This is a genomic window from Terribium retamae, assembly GCF_022347545.1.
GTDB classification, from domain to species: Bacteria; Pseudomonadota; Alphaproteobacteria; order Rhizobiales; family Rhizobiaceae; genus Mesorhizobium; species Mesorhizobium retamae.
This window is the reverse complement of sequence record NZ_JAKREW010000001.1, coordinates 137,391-157,355: the sequence shown is the minus strand read 5'-3', so window position 1 is coordinate 157,355 and position 19,965 is coordinate 137,391. Positions and strand designations below refer to the sequence as shown.

Annotated in this window: 15 protein-coding genes; 9 read left to right on the top strand and 6 right to left on the bottom strand. The window is 61.4% G+C overall.

Annotation, left to right across the window (positions count from 1 at the left end; all coding sequences use genetic code 11):
- Positions 1–245: 245 nt before the first annotated feature.
- The 4 genes from L4923_RS00770 (at position 246) to L4923_RS00755 (ending at position 4,054) form a co-directional block, all read left to right on the top strand.
- Positions 246–749, top strand: coding sequence for a SixA phosphatase family protein (locus L4923_RS00770; protein WP_239361167.1), 504 nt, complete (start codon positions 246–248; stop codon positions 747–749).
- 97 nt (positions 750–846) lie between these two features.
- On the top strand, positions 847–2,322 hold the full coding sequence (locus L4923_RS00765) for a YcjX family GTP-binding protein (RefSeq protein ID WP_239361165.1): 1,476 nt from the start codon (positions 847–849) through the stop codon (positions 2,320–2,322).
- On the top strand, positions 2,319–3,395 hold the full coding sequence (locus L4923_RS00760) for a YcjF family protein (RefSeq protein WP_239361148.1): 1,077 nt from the start codon (positions 2,319–2,321) through the stop codon (positions 3,393–3,395). The genes L4923_RS00765 and L4923_RS00760 overlap by 4 nt, the downstream gene beginning before the upstream one ends.
- A gap of 101 nt (positions 3,396–3,496) precedes the next feature.
- Positions 3,497–4,054, top strand: a complete 558-nt coding sequence (locus L4923_RS00755) for a hypothetical protein (protein ID WP_239361146.1) — start codon at positions 3,497–3,499, stop codon at positions 4,052–4,054.
- An 86-nt stretch (positions 4,055–4,140) separates the two neighbouring features.
- Here the strand turns inward: L4923_RS00755 and L4923_RS00750 are convergent, their stop codons facing one another.
- Complete coding sequence (locus tag L4923_RS00750) at positions 4,141–4,410, bottom strand: hypothetical protein (RefSeq protein WP_239361144.1); 270 nt, start codon at positions 4,408–4,410, stop codon at positions 4,141–4,143.
- 256 nt (positions 4,411–4,666) lie between these two features.
- Here L4923_RS00750 and L4923_RS00745 point away from each other — a divergent pair, with 256 nt between their 5' ends.
- Positions 4,667–6,511 carry a monovalent cation:proton antiporter-2 (CPA2) family protein gene (locus L4923_RS00745; protein ID WP_239361142.1) on the top strand — a complete coding sequence of 615 codons (1,845 nt, stop codon included), beginning with the start codon at positions 4,667–4,669 and terminating at the stop codon, positions 6,509–6,511.
- Positions 6,512–6,555: 44 nt separating this feature from the next.
- The gene (locus L4923_RS00740; RefSeq protein WP_239361140.1) at positions 6,556–7,101 is read left to right on the top strand and encodes a DUF924 family protein; all 546 of its coding nucleotides are present in this window, start codon (positions 6,556–6,558) and stop codon (positions 7,099–7,101) included.
- Between the two features lie 102 nt (positions 7,102–7,203).
- Here the strand turns inward: L4923_RS00740 and folK are convergent, their stop codons facing one another.
- Genes folK through folP form a run of 3 tightly spaced genes read right to left on the bottom strand, consistent with a single transcriptional unit; the run spans position 7,204 to position 8,916 of the window.
- On the bottom strand, positions 7,204–7,722 hold the full coding sequence (gene folK, locus L4923_RS00735) for a 2-amino-4-hydroxy-6-hydroxymethyldihydropteridine diphosphokinase (protein WP_239361137.1): 519 nt from the start codon (positions 7,720–7,722) through the stop codon (positions 7,204–7,206).
- Entirely contained in the window at positions 7,706–8,065 is a 360-nt protein-coding gene (folB, locus tag L4923_RS00730; protein WP_239361134.1) for a dihydroneopterin aldolase, read from the bottom strand. Before folB ends, folK begins: the two co-directional genes overlap by 17 nt.
- Positions 8,065–8,916, bottom strand: coding sequence for a dihydropteroate synthase (gene folP, locus L4923_RS00725; protein WP_239361120.1), 852 nt, complete (start codon positions 8,914–8,916; stop codon positions 8,065–8,067). The genes folB and folP overlap by 1 nt, the downstream gene beginning before the upstream one ends.
- An 85-nt stretch (positions 8,917–9,001) precedes the next feature.
- Between folP and L4923_RS00720 the strand changes: the two genes are divergently transcribed.
- A complete protein-coding gene (locus L4923_RS00720) occupies positions 9,002–9,616 on the top strand; it encodes a DUF922 domain-containing Zn-dependent protease (protein ID WP_239361118.1) in 615 nt (204 codons plus the stop codon).
- A gap of 284 nt (positions 9,617–9,900) precedes the next feature.
- Positions 9,901–11,379: an MDR family MFS transporter gene (locus L4923_RS00715; protein WP_239361106.1), complete on the top strand. Its 1,479-nt coding sequence runs from the start codon at positions 9,901–9,903 to the stop codon at positions 11,377–11,379.
- Between the two features lie 39 nt (positions 11,380–11,418).
- On the opposite strand, the gene L4923_RS00710 is transcribed toward L4923_RS00715, so the two are convergent.
- Together L4923_RS00710 and L4923_RS00705 are read right to left on the bottom strand one after the other, a co-directional pair.
- A complete protein-coding gene (locus L4923_RS00710) occupies positions 11,419–11,739 on the bottom strand; it encodes a 2Fe-2S iron-sulfur cluster-binding protein (protein WP_239361094.1) in 321 nt (106 codons plus the stop codon).
- A 143-nt stretch (positions 11,740–11,882) separates the two neighbouring features.
- Positions 11,883–12,149 (bottom strand): Hpt domain-containing protein, encoded by a 267-nt coding sequence (locus tag L4923_RS00705; RefSeq protein WP_343302633.1) that lies wholly within the window; start codon positions 12,147–12,149, stop codon positions 11,883–11,885.
- A gap of 380 nt (positions 12,150–12,529) precedes the next feature.
- Between L4923_RS00705 and L4923_RS00700 the strand changes: the two genes are divergently transcribed.
- Complete coding sequence (locus tag L4923_RS00700; protein WP_239361078.1) at positions 12,530–19,918, top strand: apolipoprotein A-IV repeat region-like domain-containing protein; 7,389 nt, start codon at positions 12,530–12,532, stop codon at positions 19,916–19,918.
- The last annotated feature ends 47 nt before the right edge of the window (positions 19,919–19,965 follow it).

Below are 19,965 nucleotides of genomic sequence, written 5' to 3'. Positions count from 1 at the left end.
CACCCGACTGCCCCAAATGTGGCGCCTATATATTCGCGCGGCAATGGCTGTACAAGCGCAATCCGTCATGCCGTCACGCATTTGTTAATACATGCCCACCCCGCCCTGGCAGACGACGCAATCAACCCCAGGTCGCAGCCTTCTTGCCCATTATGCTGAGAGCAACGCCGTTGCGCCGCGCTATCCGGCTGGCTAATTCTTATGGCCGAGGTCCGGCAGCACGCGCCGGCAACAAGGGGATCTGTGTGGCGAAACTCTATCTTCTCAGGCATGCCAAGGCCGGTTGGGCCCTGCCCGGTACGCGTGATTTCGACCGGGCACTGGACCCCTCCGGCGTGACCGATGCCGAGATGATTGGAAATGCCATGCGTGCTCACGGCTATGTTCCAGACCTGACGCTATGCTCCGGTGCACTAAGGGCGCGAGAGACGCTTGGGGGCATAGCCAGTCATACCGACACAGGCCGCGTGCTTTATTTCGACAAGCTCTACAGCGAGGACGCTGCCGGATACTTGGAAATCATACGCGACCATGGCGACTTCGATTCACTTCTTGTCATCGGACATAATCCGATGATGGAAGATCTCACAATCGCGGTTTCCGGCAATGGTGAGGCAGGTGCGCGAGAGACCCTGGAGCACGGCTTCCCAACCTCTGGACTCGCCGTCGTCCGGTTTGATGGCAGCCTGACGAATGCAGCGCCGGGCAAGGGTTATCTGGAAGCGTTTCTGACGCCGATCACGGTCTGACGACGGGGTAACCCATTCAAAAGCCGTCTACGGCAGCCTATATCGGGGTTCCCGTCTGGCGCGGGTCACAAGACGAACAGAGCGCGAGAGACACCGATTGGCTTCATCGCTGACCACCATTTCCGATGAGGCCCGCATCGCGCTGGACACCGTAACCGGCCGTGCTGCGGGCTTGTTTCGCCCCTCGATCCGGCTCGGCGTAACGGGCCTTTCTCGTGCGGGCAAGACGGTGTTCATCTCGGCGCTTGTCCACAATCTCGTGCATGGCGGTCGACTGCCATTGTTCGAGGCGCAGAAAACCGGACGCATCGCGCGCGCCTTTTTGGAGGAGCAGCCCGACGACGCCGTCCCGCGCTTCCAGTACGAGGATCACGTCGCGGCGCTGGTCGACCAACGCATCTGGCCGGATTCAACGCGCGCTATTTCCGAACTTCGGCTGACCATCGAGTTCGAGTCTGCCTCGGGCTGGAACCGGATGTTTTCGGCCGGCAGACTTTCGGTCGACATTGTCGACTATCCGGGCGAATGGCTGCTCGACCTTCCGCTCCTCGGCAAGTCTTATGCTGAGTTTTCCGACGAAGCCTTCGAACTGACAACCTTGCCGGTGCGTGCCGATCTCGCCCGCGACTGGCGTGCGCTTTCAGCTACGGTAACGCCCGATTCAGATGCTGATGAGATCACCGCTCGTCGGCTGGCCGAGAGCTTTTCGGCCTATCTGAAGGCATGCAAGCTGGATGAGCGTGCACTTTCTACCTTGCCTCCTGGTCGTTTCCTGATGCCCGGCGATCTGGAAGGCTCGCCGGCTCTGACCTTTGCACCGTTGCCTGGCGTCTCCGCAACACGGGGACGACCGGGCTCCTTGCATGCGATGATGGAGCGACGCTACGAAGCCTATAAAACCCACGTCGTGAAGCCGTTCTTTCGCGAACATATCGCCCGGCTCGATCGTCAGATCGTGCTTATCGACGCCATGCAGGCGCTGAATGCCGGTCCTGCTGCAATGGCCGATCTCGAACGCGCGGTCACGGAGATCCTCGCGTGTTTCCGGCCCGGGCGCGGTAATTTCCTGACGGACTGGTTTGCGCGCCGCATCGACCGCATCCTGATTGCCGCAACCAAGGCCGACCATCTGCACCACGAAAGCCACGACAGATTGCAGGCGATCGTCCGGCGGCTCGCGGATCGCGCCATCGCCAAAGCGAGTTTCACCGGCGCCGCTGTCGACGTCGTCGCGATGGCGGCCGTGCGTGCCACCCGCGAAGGCACAGTGAAGCAAGCTGGCGAGATCTTGCCCGTGATCATCGGCACTCCGCTGGAAGGCGAGCGTATCGGTGACGAGACCTTTGACGGAACCACGGAAACAGCGATATTTCCCGGCGATTTACCGAAAAGTGCTGATGCGGTTTTCGATGAGCGCCCGGCTAGCGAAAAGGAGAGCATCGAACCTGCCATCCGTTTCGTACGCTTTCGTCCACCGAAGCTCGAACGCACCGCCGAGGGCATAACCCTGTCGCTGCCGCATATCCGCCTCGATCGTGCTCTGCAGTTTCTGATTGGAGATCGCCTCGCATGACCACGCCCCGCAAACCGGCGGCGTTCCGCATCGATCCGGAAGCCGCGCCCGAAATACCCGCGGCGAAGCCGGGTGAAACGTCGCGCAAGCCCCGCGCGATGAAGACCGAGGCCGCTATCGTCGTCCCTGATGCGATCGACGTGTTCGACGAGCCCGACCTGGTTGCCGCCGAACCACCGCCTGCGGCGGCGGCACGCAAACGCTCGTCTCTCGGCAATGTCTTCTTTGCGGCCGTAGGCATCCTGATTTCCCTGGCGATCGGACTGTGGCTCGATCAGCTGATCCGGGATTTGTTCTCGCGTGCTGATTGGTTGGGCTGGGTAGCAGCAGGCGTCGCGGCAATCGCGGCGCTGGCGCTGGCGATTATTCTGGCTCGCGAATTTCTAGCAATCTCCCGGCTGTCCAAAGTTGAAAGACTTCAAACCAAGGCTCTCGACGCCATCGCCCGCGACGATCCCAGTGCAGCGCGCAGTGTCGTGGACGAGCTGTCTGCTTTCGTGGCTGCACGACCTCAGACAGCCGCCGGCCGACGTGCACTTGAGGAGCTGCGCGGGGAAATTATCGATGGCGGCAACCTCGTGCGGCTGGCCGAAACCGAAATCCTTGGCCCCCTCGACGCCCAGGCAAAAATCATGATCCTCGATGCCGCCAAGCGTGTATCGCTTGTAACGGCGGTCAGTCCACGTGCGCTGGTCGACGTAGCCTATGTCGTGTTCGAGGCCGGTCGACTTATCCGCCGTCTCTCTGAGCTCTACGGTGGACGTCCCGGTACGCTTGGTTTCTTCCGACTGGCGCGCAGTGTGCTCGCCCATCTGGCGGTCACCGGCTCGATTGCCGTCGGCGACAGCTTTGTTCAGCAAATCGTGGGACATGGCCTCGCAGCACGGCTCTCCGCAAAACTGGGCGAAGGGGTGGTCAATGGCATGATGACGGCACGAATCGGTATCGCAGCGATGGAAACCGCTCGTCCCTTGCCCTTCACCGCTGTGAAGCGACCGGGCATGGGGGACTTTCTTACCGCGCTGACGTCGTTTACAGGCGAAAAGGACCGCAACAAAGGCGCGACTTCCTAGGTTTCGCGTCTTCGCCGGACCGGCAAGTGACGAAGCATTAACCAATCTTCTTCATGGTTGACCCAATTCCAACACAGCGTCCTCGTTGCCAGGTGTCATCCATGAAAAGCGTGTTCCTGTCCGCCGCCATGCCTCTCGTGCTCGCGGCCGCCGTGTCTGTCTCTGCGGGCACTTCGGCCTTCAGCGCCGATCGTGACAAGCAGTTCTTCCAGTCGGTTGAAGGACAATGGGTCGGGCCAGGTGAGATCGTTGCAGGCAAGTACAAGGGCACCAAATTCAACTGCAATTTCAAAGGCTCGACGCCTGAAGGCAGCAAAGTCGGCATGACACTCGATGGCGACTGCCGCGTCGGTGTTTTCTCGCAGAAGATGGGGGCTACGGTGGAGCGCAAGGGCCGCGACGGCTACAAGGGTTCTTTCATGGGCGGCTCGAGCGGCGCCGGCCTCGACATCATCTCGGGCAACGTGGTTGACAATCGCAAGGTCGTTTTTGCCATCAATCGCAATCAGTTGCGCGGCGTCATGCAAGCTCGCGTGCCGAACGAAAATTCGATGATCGTCACCGTCTCGGTGAAGGTCGACCAGCAGATGGTCCCGGTCATCGGCATGAATCTGAAGCGCGTTGACGATGTCGCGGTCGGGGCCATTGCCCGCAATTGACGTGCCATCGTCTTCAGAAAGCAAACGGCGGCCACAGGCCGCCGTTTTCATAGGCGCGGGACTTCGTCTCGCGTTAAAGCGGGCGATCAGCCCTTCTTCACTTCAGCAATGATCTCGTCATAAGCCTTGCAGGCATCGGCCTGGTTGCTGGAGCTCGAATATTTGGTGGCGATTTCCTGAACCTTGGCGGCCCATTCCGTAGCCTTTGCCGGGTTCTTGGTCACGGCTTCCTGAACGGCAGTCGTCAATTCCTGCGTCTTCTTGCCGATGACTTCCGCTGTGCATTCCGGCGCCTTCGAACAAGCCGAAAGGCCAAGTGCCGCCACGCCGACAACTGCCAGCACGATCTTCTTCATGATAGTCCTCTCCAAAAGTGGCGGCGATCCCGTCCGCCCTGTGTTTTGAGCCCCAGCCACCTCGTCCATAGCTTGCTATCGCGGCTTGCTGCAACTCACCAATCTACGACCATTGGAAATATTGGATTTATCCGCCTGGCGCTGTCAGGAAGACCCGGCTGGGAGATGATGATTCGGGCTATTCGCAGCGTGACGAAGCTCCTATCCTGATCACGGGACTTCTCCCTCCAACGACACGGCAAGAACGGGAACAGCGATGGCGGTTGAAGCTTCAAGCAGCGAACTGGTGAACGTGGTCGCCCTTCTCGGCGCCGGCGTCGTCGCCGTGCCGATCTTCAAGCGCGCCGGTCTCGGTTCGATCCTGGGTTATCTCGCAGCAGGACTTGTTATCGGCCCATTCGGCCTGCGCATCTTTTCCGATCCCGCAGCCATCTTGCACGTGGCCGAACTTGGCGTGGTCATGTTCCTGTTCATCATCGGCCTCGAAATGCAGCCTTCACGGCTGTGGGGCCTGCGGCGCGAGATCTTCGGGCTGGGGGCATTGCAAGTCGGGCTTTGTGCCCTGCTGTTGACGGCATGCGGTCTTCTGGGCGGCTTCCCGGTTGCGCAAGCCTTCGTTGCCGGTGCGGGTTTCGTGTTGACCTCGACCGCGATCGTCATGCAACTGCTGGAAGAACAAGGCGAGATCGCCACGCCGAAGGGGCAGCGGATGGTGTCCATTCTGCTCCTGGAAGACCTGGCCATCGTGCCCCTCCTGGCACTTGTGGCGTTCCTTGCGCCCGGCGGTGCCGACACCACCCTGCAACAGCGCTTCACGGAGATCGGCATCGGTATCGCCGCAATCGTTGGACTTGTGGTGGCTGGCCGCTACCTGCTGAACCCGCTGTTTCGGGTGCTGGCTGATGCTCGCGCCCGCGAGGTGATGACCGCAGCCGCCTTGCTCGTCGTTCTGGGGTCGGCGCTCGCCATGCAGATGAGCGGACTTTCGATGGCGATGGGCGCATTCCTGGCGGGCGTGCTTCTGTCCGAATCCACCTTCCGCCACCAGTTGGAGGCCGATATCGAGCCATTTCGCGGCGTGCTGCTCGGCCTCTTCTTTCTGGCGGTGGGCATGTCGCTCAACCTTGGGGTCGTTGCCGAAAACTGGCAACTGGTCGCGATCTACGTCGTTGCCTACATGATCGCCAAGGCGCTTGGTATTTACGTCGTGGCAAGGTTGCTCAAGGCGTCGCATCGGGAGGCCATCGAACGTGCGGTCGTGATGGCGCAGGGCGGCGAGTTTGCTTTCGTTCTCTATTCTGCCGCCACGCAGGCCGGCATCATCGACGGCAGCGCCAATGCAATACTAACAGCCATCATCATCATCTCGATGGCGCTGACGCCCCTTGCTATCATAGCGCTGCGTTATCTGTACCCGCAGCGCGACGAGCCCTCTCTGGACGGTGTCGATGTCGCGGACGGTCTGTCAGGCTCGGTACTGATCATCGGCTTCGGCCGTTTCGGCCAGATCGCCAGCCAGCCGCTCATTCTGCGCGGCGTCGACGTTTCGATCATCGATAACGATGTCGAGATGATCCAGGCTGCCGCCAATTTCGGTTTCAAGGTCTATTACGGCGACGGTACCAGGCTGGATATCCTGCATGCTGCAGGCGCCGGCCGTGCCCGCGCGGTATTGATTTGTGTCGACAAGCCGGAAACCGCGGTGCGCATCGCCGAACTGGTCAAGGCCGAATTCCCGCTCGTGACGGTGTTTGCACGCGCCTTCGACCGCGGTACGTCGTTACAATTGGTCAAGGCTGGTGTCGACTATCAGCTGCGCGAAACCTTCGAATCGGCACTGGTCTTTGGCGGTTCGACCCTCGAGGCGCTGGGCGAAGACCCGGAGGAAGTGGCCGAGGTCATCGAAGATGTACGTCGGCGTGATGCCGCGCGGTTCGACCTCCAGCTCACCGGCGATATCCGCGATGGGCGCAATTTCCTCAAAGGCAACCTGGCGACGCCGGTGCCGGCACCTGTGACGCAGCCGCGTCGCCCCGCCCAAGCGCTTAGCGAAGAGACGGCAGCAGTGCTGAAGAATGCCACCTCGGCCACTTCGTCCTAGTTCGTAGTTTTCTATCGTAATATTTTGATAAATAAGAGGGAAACATGGAATTAGACAAGCGCGCGCTCGGTGTAACCGACTTCTGGCGCACCGCCGGCCCAAACGCCTGGTTCGAAAAGAACGAAGCGTTCGACGCCGAGTTCCGCAGCCGTTTTCTCGATCTGCACAATGCCGCGGCACGGCGGGAACTGGACGATTGGGGCAACCATGCCGAGAGCGCGCTGGCACTGATGATCCTGCTCGATCAGTTTCCCCGGAACTGTTTTCGCGGCACTGCGCACATGTTTGCCACTGACCCACTTGCACGGCATTTCGCCGCCAAGGCTGTGGCGGCGGGGCACGACATGGCGGTGGGTCCCGAAGTGCGGGTCTTTTTCTATCTGCCTTTCGAGCACTCCGAGAACCTGGACGATCAGCATCGCAGCGTCGAGCTGACCGAGACCAATGCTGCGGAATACCTGAAATATGCGATCGAACACCGTGACATCATTGAACGTTTCGGCCGCTTTCCGCACCGCAACCCGCCACTCGGCCGCGAAACCACGCCGGAGGAAAAGGCATTCCTCGACGGCGGCGGCTTTTCGGGTTAGCACATCGGCGTGATCGTCGAGTTTCGGAAAGAAAGCGTGGCTTCAACGCGTTAGGGCGTTCTTTTGGAATCCGCGCATGCCTTTGTGAGAACTTGCCAGCAGTCAGGCTGAGGGCCGCCACCAGTCGCCATGCGATGGCAATTTCTCGATGCCGGCGATGTCCATGGAGCCGAGCCGCTCGGAAACGGTTTTACCGGCCAGAACGATATCCGGCGCGATCTCGGCCAACGGCACCATGACGAAGGCCCGTTCCAGCATGCGAGGATGCGGAACGGCCAATTCCGTCTCATGGATCGCGCGGTTCCCGAAGACCAGGATGTCGATGTCTATCAGGCGCGGCCCCCAGCGCTCTTCGCGGACGCGCTTGAGCTTGCGTTCCGTTTCCAGGCACAGCTCCAGCAACGCATGCGGTGTAAGGCTCGTTACGAGCGCCGCCGCGATGTTGAGAAAATCCGGCTGATCGGTCTTGCCCCATGGCGGTGTGCGATAGAGGGAAGAAACCGTCACCACGCGCGTCGCATCGTCGGAATCCAGCATGCGCAGCGCGGCAGCGATGGATTTTTCCGGATCGCCGAGGTTGCCGCCAAGGCTCAGGAAAACGGTGCTATTGGGGCCAGACAACGGTGACCTCGACATGATCGAGCACGCCGGGCACCGGCGCATTGGGCTTGCGAACGGTGATCTCGGCCCGCTTGATTTGCGGAAACCGTGCAGCCAGCGCTTTGGCCACGTCGAGCGCCAGGGCTTCGATGAGGAAGCGACGCTCACCGGTGATGATCTTTTCGATGACGGTGAACGCAACGCCATAGTCGACCGTGCTATCGATGGCGTCTTCCTCCAGTTCCTTGGCTGGGTCCACGGTGAGCACGGCATCGACGTAAAAACGCTGGCCCAGCCTCTCCTCTTCGTCGTGCACGCCGTGCCTGGCGAAGAAAGCGCAGTTCTTCATGCGGATGACGTACATTATCGGAGTTCCTGCCGCGTGTTGTTGCGGGCCAACATAGCATCCGCCATGGCCAGTGCGTCCACGTTGATTGCGACATCATGGACGCGAAACAGATCTGCACCTTTTAGCCGCAGAATGACGCTGGTCGCGGCAGTGCCAGCAGCGCGCTCAGCCGCGTCCTTGCCGGTTACGGTGCCAACAAAACGCTTGCGCGAGGTTCCTGCAAGCAGTGGAAAACCAAGATCAAGCAACTCGTCGAAGCGCGCCATCAGGTCGAGATTTTCTTCGGCCGTTTCCTTGTTGAAGCCGAACCCGGGGTCGAGCACGATCTGATCATTGCCAATGTCGGCATTGCGGGCGATCTCGATCGACTTTTCGAGGAAAACCCTTTGATCGGCGATCACGTCGGGCAGCTTCTGGCGGCCACGACCCGTGTGCATGATGACCACCCCCGCCTTGGCCGCAGCCACCTCGCCTGCAAGTTCAGGGTCCTTTTGTAAACCCCAAACATCATTGACAATATTGGCTCCAGCCTTGAGTGCCAGACGTGCGGTTTCGGCGCGATAGGTGTCAATGGAAATCAACGCTTCGCCAAATCCTGCCAGACGCTCGACAATCGGCAGTACGCGCTGCTGTTCTTCCTCGGCCGTAACGGGAGCAGCACCCGGCCGGGTCGATTCTCCTCCCACATCGATGATCGCGGCGCCCTGATCCACCATGCGGCGCGCCTGATCGAGGGCCCGGTCCGGCGCATCGAACAATCCGCCATCGGAAAAAGAATCCGGCGTCACATTCAAGATGCCCATGACGACCGACTTCTCGCCGAGATCAAGATGGCGTCCGTGCGCCAATTGCCATCGTCTGTTCATCTTTGCCCGCCAAGCTATGCTGGCGATACGTATTTCCGTTGCGCCGGCTAGGGCCGTAACGCAAGGTGGGGCAAGAGGCAATAAAATGAATCGAACCCTGCTTACCGCATTGCTTGTCCTTTTTGCCGTTTCGACGGCCGAGGCAGCGAATCTCGTCAAAACCTACAGCTATTTTTCCATTGGCGGCCGCTCGCTGGACCAGATCCAAGCCGAACTGTCGAAACGAGGGCCGTCGGTAAAATCCACCGGCATGCGCCATCCAGGCGCCACCCGCATGGCCTTCACCAGCCGCATCGGTTACGCCGAGAGGCCCGACTCGTGCAGCATCGTTTCTGCAGTCGTGACCGTAAAGACGCATGTGATCCTGCCAAGGTGGAAACCACGTGGCAAAGTCGGGCAAGACGTTCGGCTGTTCTGGAACACGCTTGCCTCCGACATCAAGCGGCATGAGGACCGTCATGTCGAAATCGCCAAGGATTATGGCCGCCGCCTCGAAAGTTCGCTGAAAAGCATTGGCGAAGAGGATAATTGCAAGATTGCCGCCGCGAAGGCCAAGGAGGTAACGGCAAAGATCCTTGCCCAGCACGACCAGGCGCAGGTCGATTTCGACCGGGTCGAGATGGTCAATTTCGAAAGCCGCATCATCAGGCTGATGCGCTACCGCATGCAGCAGATCGAAGCTGGCCGCCTGCCCGGCTGAACGGTCACCCCGAGATTTTATCGGATTTTGCGAAACAGGATCAACGCAAGCGCCCCCTTGGCCCTTGAGGCTCACGAGCTATATGAGAACGACGACGGCTGATGGGCGCGCATCCAGCTCTCTCCATCACAAGAATTTTCGGTGTTCTGTCGAAACGAGCACAGCCGAAACGACATCAGTTCGGCCACTAAAGGTTCCTCGACGAGAACAGACGATCTAGACCGCCACATCCCCCGCGGGGGGCGCATCAGGCTGGCCGGGACGTGCCACAGGTGAACAGACCCATGGACCAAACTGTTTCCAAGTCCGCGGAGGCGGAAGGTAGCGCGCTCTCTGAGCGCGAAAAGAACGCCATCATCGGTGGCGTCCTCCTGTCGATGCTGTTGGCGGCGCTTGACCAGACCATCGTCGCTCCAGCCATGCCGACTATCGCCGAGGCACTCGGTCATGCACAATATCTGCCCTGGATCGTCACCGGCTATCTGCTTACGGCCACTGCGATGGCGCCGCTCTATGGCAAGATTTCCGACGTCCACGGCCGAAGGCCGACGCTTTACGCAGCGATCCTCATCTTCCTGGCCGGCTCCCTTGTGGCAGCGCTGGCGCCCAACATGCTGGTGTTGATCATCGGCCGCGCCATCCAGGGACTGGGCGGAGGCGGGCTGTTCGCGTTGGCGCAGACGGTGATAGGCGACCTGGTGCCACCGAAGGAACGCGCCCGCTACGCCGCTTGGATCTCCGGCACCTGGGCTGTCGCCAGCATCGCCGGCCCCCTGCTCGGCGGGACTTTCGCCGAGCATCTGCACTGGTCGCTGATCTTCTGGATCAACCTGCCGCTCGGTCTTTTGGCCATGGCCATTATCAACAAACCGTTGAAGAAACTCCCGGTCGCCGCCCACAGTCACAGGATCGACTGGTTGGGGGCTGCTTTGCTCATCGTCGCCACGTCGTTGCTACTTTTGGCGCTGAATTGGGGCGGAGGCACCTATCCATGGGCTTCACCACAAATCCTCGGCCTGTTCGGCGCTTCTGCTGCTGTCTGGGCCATCTTCGCGCTGCGACTGGCCAAGGCGATCGAACCGCTAATCTCGCTCAACGTGCTTGGTAACTCGATCGTGCTTGCCGGTACGCTGTCGTTGTTCCTGCTGCAGGCCGCCAATGTCGGTTTATCCGTGTACCTGCCGGTCTACCTGCAGGCTCATCTTGGCCTGAGCGCTTCGGCGTCCGGCATTGCAATGCTCGGCATTCTGCTTGGCACCGTTGCCGGCGCCACCACCTCGGGTCGGCTGCTTCCGCGCGTTGTCCATTACAAGCGACTCGCGCTGGTGGGCGTCGTATTCGGTGTCGCTAGCTTGGCCGTGCTTGCTTCCATTGCCGGCAGCACTTCCTTGATTTCGGTCGTGGTGCTGACAACTTGCGTCGGTTACGGCGCCGGCACCACTTTTCCCGTAGCGACGATTTCGGTGCAAAATGCAGTTGAACGCAGCCATCTTGGCGTGGCGACCGGCGTACTCACCTTCATGCGGTCGCTTGGTGGCGCGCTCGGCGTCGCGCTGCTGGGTGCTGTCGGCGTGGCCTACGGCTTGCCGTTGATTGGCGAAGGCACCCAGGCCCACACACCAGTGTCGTCAGCGATTCCGTTTGCCGCGATCTTTTTCGTCAGCATGGCGCTGCTCGTCGCCACGCTCCTCGCGCTGACAGCTATGCCGGAAAAGCCGCTACGTGGCCGCGACGAAGCCGATGCGCCAATGCCCGCGGAATAAAGCTGTTTTCCTAGCATAAAGGCGAAGGTGATCTGCAGATCACCCCTGGCGCTCCGGGATGCGGACGACCAGGCCATTCAACTCGTCGCGCACCTTGATCTGGCAGGACAAGCGTGAATTCGGCTGGACCTCGTAAGCGAAGTCGAGCATGTCCTCTTCCATCGCCTCCGGTTCGCCGACAATGGCTTTCCAGGCTTCGTCAACGTAAACGTGGCAAGTTGCGCAGGCGCAGGCGCCACCGCACTCAGCCTCGATGCCCGGAACTGCGTTGCGGATAGCATTTTCCATCACGGTTGAGCCGTTTTCGGCATCGACGTCAAAATGCGTCCCGTCATGGGTGATGTAGGTCAGCTTTGTCATTTGATCACCTGAGAAGTCACAGCCGAGATAATCACTCGGCGGCGCAAGTCAACTGCCGCGCGAAACCGTCTCAAGGTGACGCTTTTCGGAAAATTCGGCTTCGGCCAGCGGATGGCGACCGCTCAGCCCACCGAGGATGTTCTTTACCGGCTGATCGCAGCGATGAAGTCGCGGACGTCCTCGATCATCGCACCGAGCTTATGCGCGAGGCGATCGTCATAGGGCTGGCGCTCGAATGCCGCTGCCCAATCGGCGATGGCAAAGGCGCCAACGCCGCGCGCAGACCCTTTCAGACTGTGTGCCAAAAGGAGACGCTGGCTCTTGTCGGCGCCAGGGAGCTTCTCTTGCACCGAGGTCGCCTGCTGCACGAACAGCGCCAGCACCTCGCGCTCCAGATCACGGTCACCCATCGTTTGCCGCGATAAATGTTCCATATCCACAGGCCGGCTCCGAGCCCGTCCGGATGCCTCGCCGCCCGGCATCGAGAACGCGACGTTTACGCTACGCATAACACTCAACTCCATTTCCGCAGCCGCCTGAGGCGGTACATGCTAGCGAATTCCGATGGATGGCGGGTTAACAAGGAGTTGTGAAAAATGTTTGGCGGCGCGTGTCCGGCTCACACTTCCGTTAACCTTATATTTAAAGTTTTACGTATGCCGCGGAATGCATGTTTTCTTTACCCCCCTGTGTCATTACGATACGAGGGTCCAAAAATCAGGCCTCGGCGCGGGACGACAATAGACAATAACGACCGCTCTCGCAGCAGCTAGTACAGGGTAGCGAAGGCATGGCGAAGAAAACCACAACGACGAAGAATCTCGATTCCGAGGTTGCCAAGGAGCTCGAACAGGCCCTTGATCTCGACCTCTCCGGACAGTCGGGAGATCTCGATATCGCTGCCTCGATGGAGGATCTGGAGGCTCAGATTTCGCAGGCGGCCGACGAACTGGCGCGTGCGGGTCGAGCAGAAAAGGCGCCCGAGGCACAGGCAGAAAAGCCAGTCATCGTCGCTGCCAATGAAGCCAAGCCGGCCGAACTTCGTCCTGTCGAGCCGCGCAACGGCGCTGCCCAGCCTGCCGGCTTCGCTCCAGCCAATGACGATCGCCAGAAGGATTACCGCAGCCTTCTGCATGGCCTGAACCGCCGCGCCTCCAACACGATCTATTGGGTGGTAGCCTTCGTCTCGGTCGCATGGATTGCCGGCGCTGCCGCCCTCGCCAACCTCCTATTCGGCTCCGAAATCTGGAACATCCGTTCGTTTGGCCAATTGCTTCAACGGCCGGAATTGATCGGCATCGCGGTTGCCGCGATCGTGCCCGTCGTCCTGTTCTGGGCCTTCGCAGCGATGATCCGCCGCGCACAGGACATGCGATTGGCTGCGCAGTCGATGACTGAGGTGGCATTCCGCCTGGCGGAGCCGGAGAGCATAGCTCAGGATCGCGTCATGATGATCGGGCAGGCCGTGCGCCGCGAGGTGGCAGCCATGGGCGAAGGCATTGAGCGCACGCTCGCGCGCGCCGTTGAACTCGAGACCCTGGTGCACAGCGAAGTCAGCCAGCTCGAACGCTCTTATACTGAAAACGAGAGTCGCATCCGCAACCTCGTCGATGGACTGGGCAGCGAGCGTGAGGCCGTCATCGGTCACGCCGAGCGTGTGCGCGCATCGATCGCCGGCGCACATGAGACGCTTCGCGACGAGATCAACTCGGCCAGCGACATCATTCGCGAGAACATCCTGGGCGCCTCCTCCAAACTGTCGATGACGATCACCTCGTCGGGCGACCAGTTGATCGACCGCATCAATGAAAGCTCGATGTCGATTTTCGATTCCGTCGAAAGCCGCCTCGACACGATCACCGATCGTCTGTCCACTTCAGGCGAGGCCTTTGCCAGCCTGCTCGACACGCGCATCGCCAAGCTGACCGACAGCACCGATGGTCTCACCCGTTCGCTGACGGAACTGCTCGACGATCGTACGCAAGGCATGGTTTCCTTACTGGGCGGCGCTGCCCGCACCCTGAGCAACGAATTCGAAGCCAGTCTTTCCGGCATCGAACGCACCTTGGCCGAACGCGGTCAGGCGCTGATCAGTGAATTCCAGACCCGTGCAGAGGCACTCGACACCGGCACGCAGAAACTCAATGCCGCACTGGAGGCCCGCGCACGCCAGATCAACGAAACGCTGGTCGACCGTGCTCGCGATATCGCCACTGCATTCAGTGACGGCAAAGACACGCTGACCGCCATCATAGACCAGGGCAAGGCGCAAATCGGCGCCGATATGGCTGACATCATCACGTCCACCTCGACCATGCTTGAGGCACGCGCAAGCGACTTCGCCGGGCGCATGGAGGCGGCGCGTCATGCGGTGTCGCGCACCTTCGACGCCGATATCGCGCGTCTTGCAGATGCGAGAGCCGGCATCGAGGAAGCCGTCGAGAACCATAGCCGCAAGCTGGAAGAGAGCCGCGAACGTATGGCCGCCGCCATGCATGCTGATCTGGAGAAATTCTCCGAGGGGCGTGCCGCGATCGACGAAGCGGTCACCTCTCAGGTGCATATGCTTTCCGAAGGCCGCGGCCTTATCAGCCGCGCGCTCGAAGAGGATCTGCGCAAGGTCAACGAGTCGCGGGCGGCCATCGACGCATCGCTCGGCAGCCATCTGGAACGTCTGGAGGAAGGGCGCGCAAGGCTGACCCAGGCTTTGAACGAGGATGCCGACAAACTCGTGCATGCCCGCACGATCATTGACGAAATGGTCTCTGGCCATGTCGGCAAACTGGCCGAAGGCCGGAGCATCCTTGCACGCGCCTTGGATGCAGACCTCAACAAATTGACCGAAAGCCGGGCTGAAATCGACAACCTGGTTGCCAGCCAGGTTGCGAAGATTTCCGAAGGCCGTGCCGTGCTGGCGCGCGCACTGGAGGCGGACGTTGACAGCATCAAGGCGCTGATGGAAAGCCATTCGGTGCAGTTGGCGGACGATCGCGATCAACTCGGCCGCGCGCTTGATGCGGACCTCTCCTCCATCCGCAGACTGGTGGCCGATCATTCCGGACAACTTGCCAGTGAGCGTAGCCTGCTGTCGCAGACGCTGGAATCCGATCTCGCCAAGCTCGCCGAAAGCCGCGCCTCTATCGACGGATTGGTTGCCGGCCAGGTCGAGAAGCTGGCCGAGGGTCGCGACATCCTCAAGCGCGCGCTCGAAGCCGACCTCAGCACGATTGGTTCGGTACTCTCCGACCAGTCGCAGAAGCTCACCGAGGATCGTGCTCATTTCGCACGTCTGCTCGAGCAGGATCTGCACAATGTCAGCGACCTCGTGCGCGGCCATGCGGAACAGCTTGCTTCCGAGCGTTCGCAACTCGCCAAAGCGCTGGAGGACGATCTCGCCAAGCTGGCCGACAGCCGTTCGTCCATCGACGGGCTGGTTGCCGGCCAGGTCGAGAAGCTGGCCGAGGGCCGCGATATCCTCAAGCGTGCCCTCGAAGCCGACCTCAACGCCATCACGGCGGCGATCGGCGACCAGTCGCAGAAGCTGGCCGACAACCGGGCGCAGTTCACACAAGCGCTCGATGCAGACCTTGCCAGCGTCAACGATGCTGTCGCGAGCCACAGCGAGCGTCTCGTCGCGGATCGTTCCCTGCTCTCGCGCGCCTTGGAGGACGATCTCGCCAAGCTCGCCGAAAGCCGTTCGTCCATCGACGGGCTGGTTGCCGGCCAGGTCGAGAAGTTGGCCGAGGGTCGCGATATCTTGAAGCGTGCTCTCGAAGCCGACCTCAACGCCATCACGGCGTCGATCGGCGACCAATCGCAGAAACTGACAGACAGCCGTGCGCAGTTCGCGCAAGCTCTCGATGCCGACCTTGCCAGCGTCAACGATCTTGTCGCGGGCCACAGCGAGCGTCTCGCCGCAGATCGCTCCCTGCTCTCAAAGGCCCTGGAAGACGATCTCGCCAAGCTCGCCGAAAGCCGCTCGTCCATCGACGGGCTGGTGACCGGTCAGGTCGAGAAGCTGGCCGAAGGCCGCGATATCCTGAAGCGTGCTCTTGAGGCTGACCTCAACGCCATCACGGCGTCGATCGACGATCAATCGCAGAAACTGGCAGACAGCCGCGCGCAGTTCGCGCAGGCCCTCGATGCCGACCTCGCCAGCGTCAATCACCTTGTCGCCGGCCACAGCGAGCGTCTTGCCGCTGATCGTTCCCTGCTCTCCAAGGCACTCGAGGACAACCTCTCGAGCGTCAGCAATCTTGTGGCTGGTCATAGCGAACGCCTTGCCGCTGACCGCGCCCTGCTTTCCAGGGCTCTGGAAGACGATCTCGCCAAGCTCGCCGACAGCCGTTCGTCCATCGACGGGCTGGTCGCCGGTCAAGTCGAGAAGCTGGCCGAAGGCCGCGACATTCTCAAGCGCGCCCTCGAAGCCGATCTTGCCAAGATCAGCGACAGCCGCAGCGGCATCGACGAGGCCATCGCGAGCCATGTCGGCAGGCTGGCCGAAGGCCGCAACATGCTGACCCGGGCGCTGGAAGAAGACCTTGCCAAGCTGGCAGAAAGCCGCGAATCCATCGATGGGCTGGTTGCCGGTCAAGTCGAGAAGCTGGCCGAAGGCCGCGACATCCTCAAGCGCGCGCTCGAATCCGATCTCAACACGATCAGCGCAACGATCGCCGATCAGTCGCAGAAGCTGGTCGACAATCGCGCCCAGTTCTCTGAGGCCCTGGACGCCGATCTCGCCCGCGTCAACAGTCTTGTCGCCGGCCACGGAGACAGGCTGGCTGCTGATCGTGCTCTGCTTGCCCGGTCGTTGGAGGATGACCTCGCCAAGCTTGCTGAAAGCCGCGCCGCCATTGACGGCCTGGTCACCGCGCAGGTCGAAAAGCTGGCCGAAGGCCGCGATATCCTTAAGCGGGCGCTCGAGGCCGATCTGTCGTCGATCGGCGGAGTCATGGCCGGCCAGTCGCAGAAGCTGGTCGAAGCCCGAGCAGAGTTCCAGCAGGCCCTGGATGATGAACTTCGCCGCGTCAACGATATCGTTGCCGGACATACCCAGAGGCTTGCCGCCGACCGTTCGATGCTCACCTCGGCCCTGGAGGACGATCTTGCCAAGCTGGCAGAAAGCCGTTCGTCCATCGACGGGCTGGTTGCCGGCCAGGTCGAGAAGCTGGCCGAAGGCCGCGACATCCTGCGTCGCGCGCTCGACGCCGACCTTGCCAAGCTCAATGAGAGCCGCAACGGTATCGACAGCGTCATCGCCGACCACGTCGGAAAGCTGGCAGAAGGTCGTGACCTGTTGACCCGCGCGTTGGAAACCGATCTCGCCTCCATCGACAATGCGCTTGGCGGTCATGCCGAACGGCTGGCCAACAACCGTGCCGAGTTCGCACAGGCGCTGGAAGGCAGCCTGGAGCACGTCCAGGGTCTGATCTCCGGCCACAACGACCGGCTTGCGTCCGATCGCTCCGCCCTCACCCGAGCCCTGGAGGAAGATCTCGCCAAGCTGACCGATGCCCGGCGTGAGATCGATCGTGCATTGGCTGGCCATATCGACCAGATCGCAACGTCGTCGACGAGCATCTCGGACGCTATCGCTGCAGATATCGATAAGGTCGAGCAGGCTTTCGCCCGCCAGACCGGCGTCATCGAGGAACGTTCCAACACCATGGAACGTGCTCTCAATGCCGGTGTCGAGAACATCCGCGGAGCGTTGGAGAAGAGCGCGCTCTACGTTGCCGGCCAACTGCGCGAAAAGGTACTCGAAGTCACCAACACCTTGCACGAACAGGCCGGCATTGCCTTTACCGACGCCGACCGCAAGATCGCAGAGCGGGCCGAACAAACCTCGGCTGCTCTCCTTGCTCGCGCAGAGGACATCGCCCAGACCTTCGAGACCGCAGACCAGAAGTTGGTGGCCCGTGCCGTTGAGACGGCGCAAACATTGGCCGCTCGCGCAGGCGACATCCTGCGTAATTTCGAGGACGCCGACCAGCGCATGGGTGTTCGCATTGCCGAATCCGCCGAGGCGCTGGCAGCTCGTGCCACCGATCTCGGCCGCGTGTTCGAAACGGTCGAACAGCAGCTTGCAAGCCGCATCGCGGAAGGCTCGGACGCGCTGTCGGCGCGTGCGGCCGAAATCAGTCGCGTATTCGACGATGCGGACAACCGCATGGTGTCGCGTATCTCCGACAGCGCCGCCGCGATCGGCGGTCATGCCGACCAGATTGTCAGCGCCTTCGAGGATACTGAGCGCCGCGTCGCCGACCGTGCCCGCATGACCGGCGAGGAACTGGCCGGCCATGCCGCCGAGATCGAGCGCGCCCTGAACAGCGCTGATCAGCGTCTGACCAACAGCGCCGCCGCTGCAGCCGCCCGCGTCGAGGATCACATCGCCAGTGCCGAGAACCGTTTCGCGGCTTCCGCTGACGCGATGGGTGAAAAACTCGAGCAGCAGATCACTCAGGCCGAAGGCCAACTCGCCTCGCGCGCCAATGTGATCGCCGAGACTTTCGCAGCGGTCGGCCAGCATATCGGCCAGAGCACGAACGAAGCGGCCAAGACCATCGGCGCCAACACGCGCGAACTCAACTCGATGCTGGCGGCCCGTTCCGCCGAGCTTTCCAAGATCATCGACGAGACGGCACGTCCGCTGGTCGACCGCTTCTCGGAAGGTGGCATCGAGTTGCAGAAGAGCATGGAGGAGGCAACCGAGCGTGCCACAGCTGCACTGCGTCGCGAGAACGCCACACTGGCCGAGGCGCTTGCCAACCGCACGGCCGAAACATTGGCGGCGGTCGATGGCGCCCGTTCGTCACTTGCCGATAATGTCGCAGACCTCATCGGCCGCATGACCAATTCGGCCGACCAACTTAACACGCTGATCGCCAAGGCCTCGGAAAATCTCGGGGAAGTCGAGAACCGCCTTTCCGGTTCCACGCAGAGCTTCGCCTCCACGACCGAGAAGGCTGCGCAGACCTTTGCAAGCTCGGCTCGCCTCGTGGATTCCAACACAACCAGATTGACCGAGCTGTCCTCTGCGACGCTGCGCGAGGTGGCCTCCATCGCCACGCGCTTCGACGAGCATAGCCGTCTGCTGGCCAGCGCTTCGGATCTGCTCGGTTCCGCGCAGAACAACCTGGAGCACACGCTGGCCCGCCAGTCTTCGCTCGATGATCTGGCCGTCGGCCTGGTCAAGAAGTCGGAGGACCTGGAGAAGGTCATGCGCTCGTTCGAGACTCTGGTTGGCCAGACCCTGCAGAGTGCCGAAGGCAAGACGCTGGAATCGGCCGAAAAGATCCGCACCGCCATTTCGGACGTGGTCGAATCTGCAACCAAGCGGTTTGCAGACGCCACCGAGGAGATGCGGCGCACAGCCGGCTCCATCAAGAGCGAGTTGGATCTGACCCGCGCCGAATTGCGGAAGGGCGTCATCGAAATGCCCGAAGAGGCCAAGGAATCGACCACGGCCATTCGCCGTGCCGTTTCCGAGCAGATCAATGCGCTCAAGGAACTGTCGGATATCGTCGCCAAGTCAGGCCGCGCTGTCGACGTTTCGGAACCGCGCAACCTGCGCCCTGCCCCGACGCCAGCTCCGCGTCCGGCAGAGCCGCCACGTGCGGCGGAACCACAGCGCCGTGCGCCTGAAGCTCCGAGCGGCCTGCGTGGTTCGCTCGAGCCAGGAGAAACGGCTTTGCGGCCCCGCAGCGATGCCGGAGCGCGTTCTCCACAAGGTGGCTGGGTACGCGATCTGCTGACCGGCGCCTCGGAGGACAATGCCGCGGCGCGGCCGGCGCCGGCACAGCCACGCGCAACGCCGGTGCAACGTTCGCCGTTGCATGTGGTGGAGTCGCTCAACTCGCTCTCGGTGGATATCGCCCGAGCCATCGACCATGACGCCTCGATCGAGCTGTGGAACCGTTATCGGCGCGGCGAGCGCGACGTGTTCACCCGTCGCCTCTACACGCTGAAAGGCCAGCAGACCTTTGACGATATCCGTCGCAAATATCAGTCGGAGGCAGAGTTCCGCGCCGCTGTCGATCGCTATTGCGACGATTTCGAGAAGCTGCTCAAGGACGTGTCCCGCAACGACCGCGACAACATGATCTCGCAGACATATCTCACCTCGGACACCGGCAAGGTCTACACCATGCTGGCTCATGCCAGCGGCCGCCTGCGCTGAGACCGGGGCGAACAATAAAAAGGCGGGAGTAAATTCCCGCCTTTTTA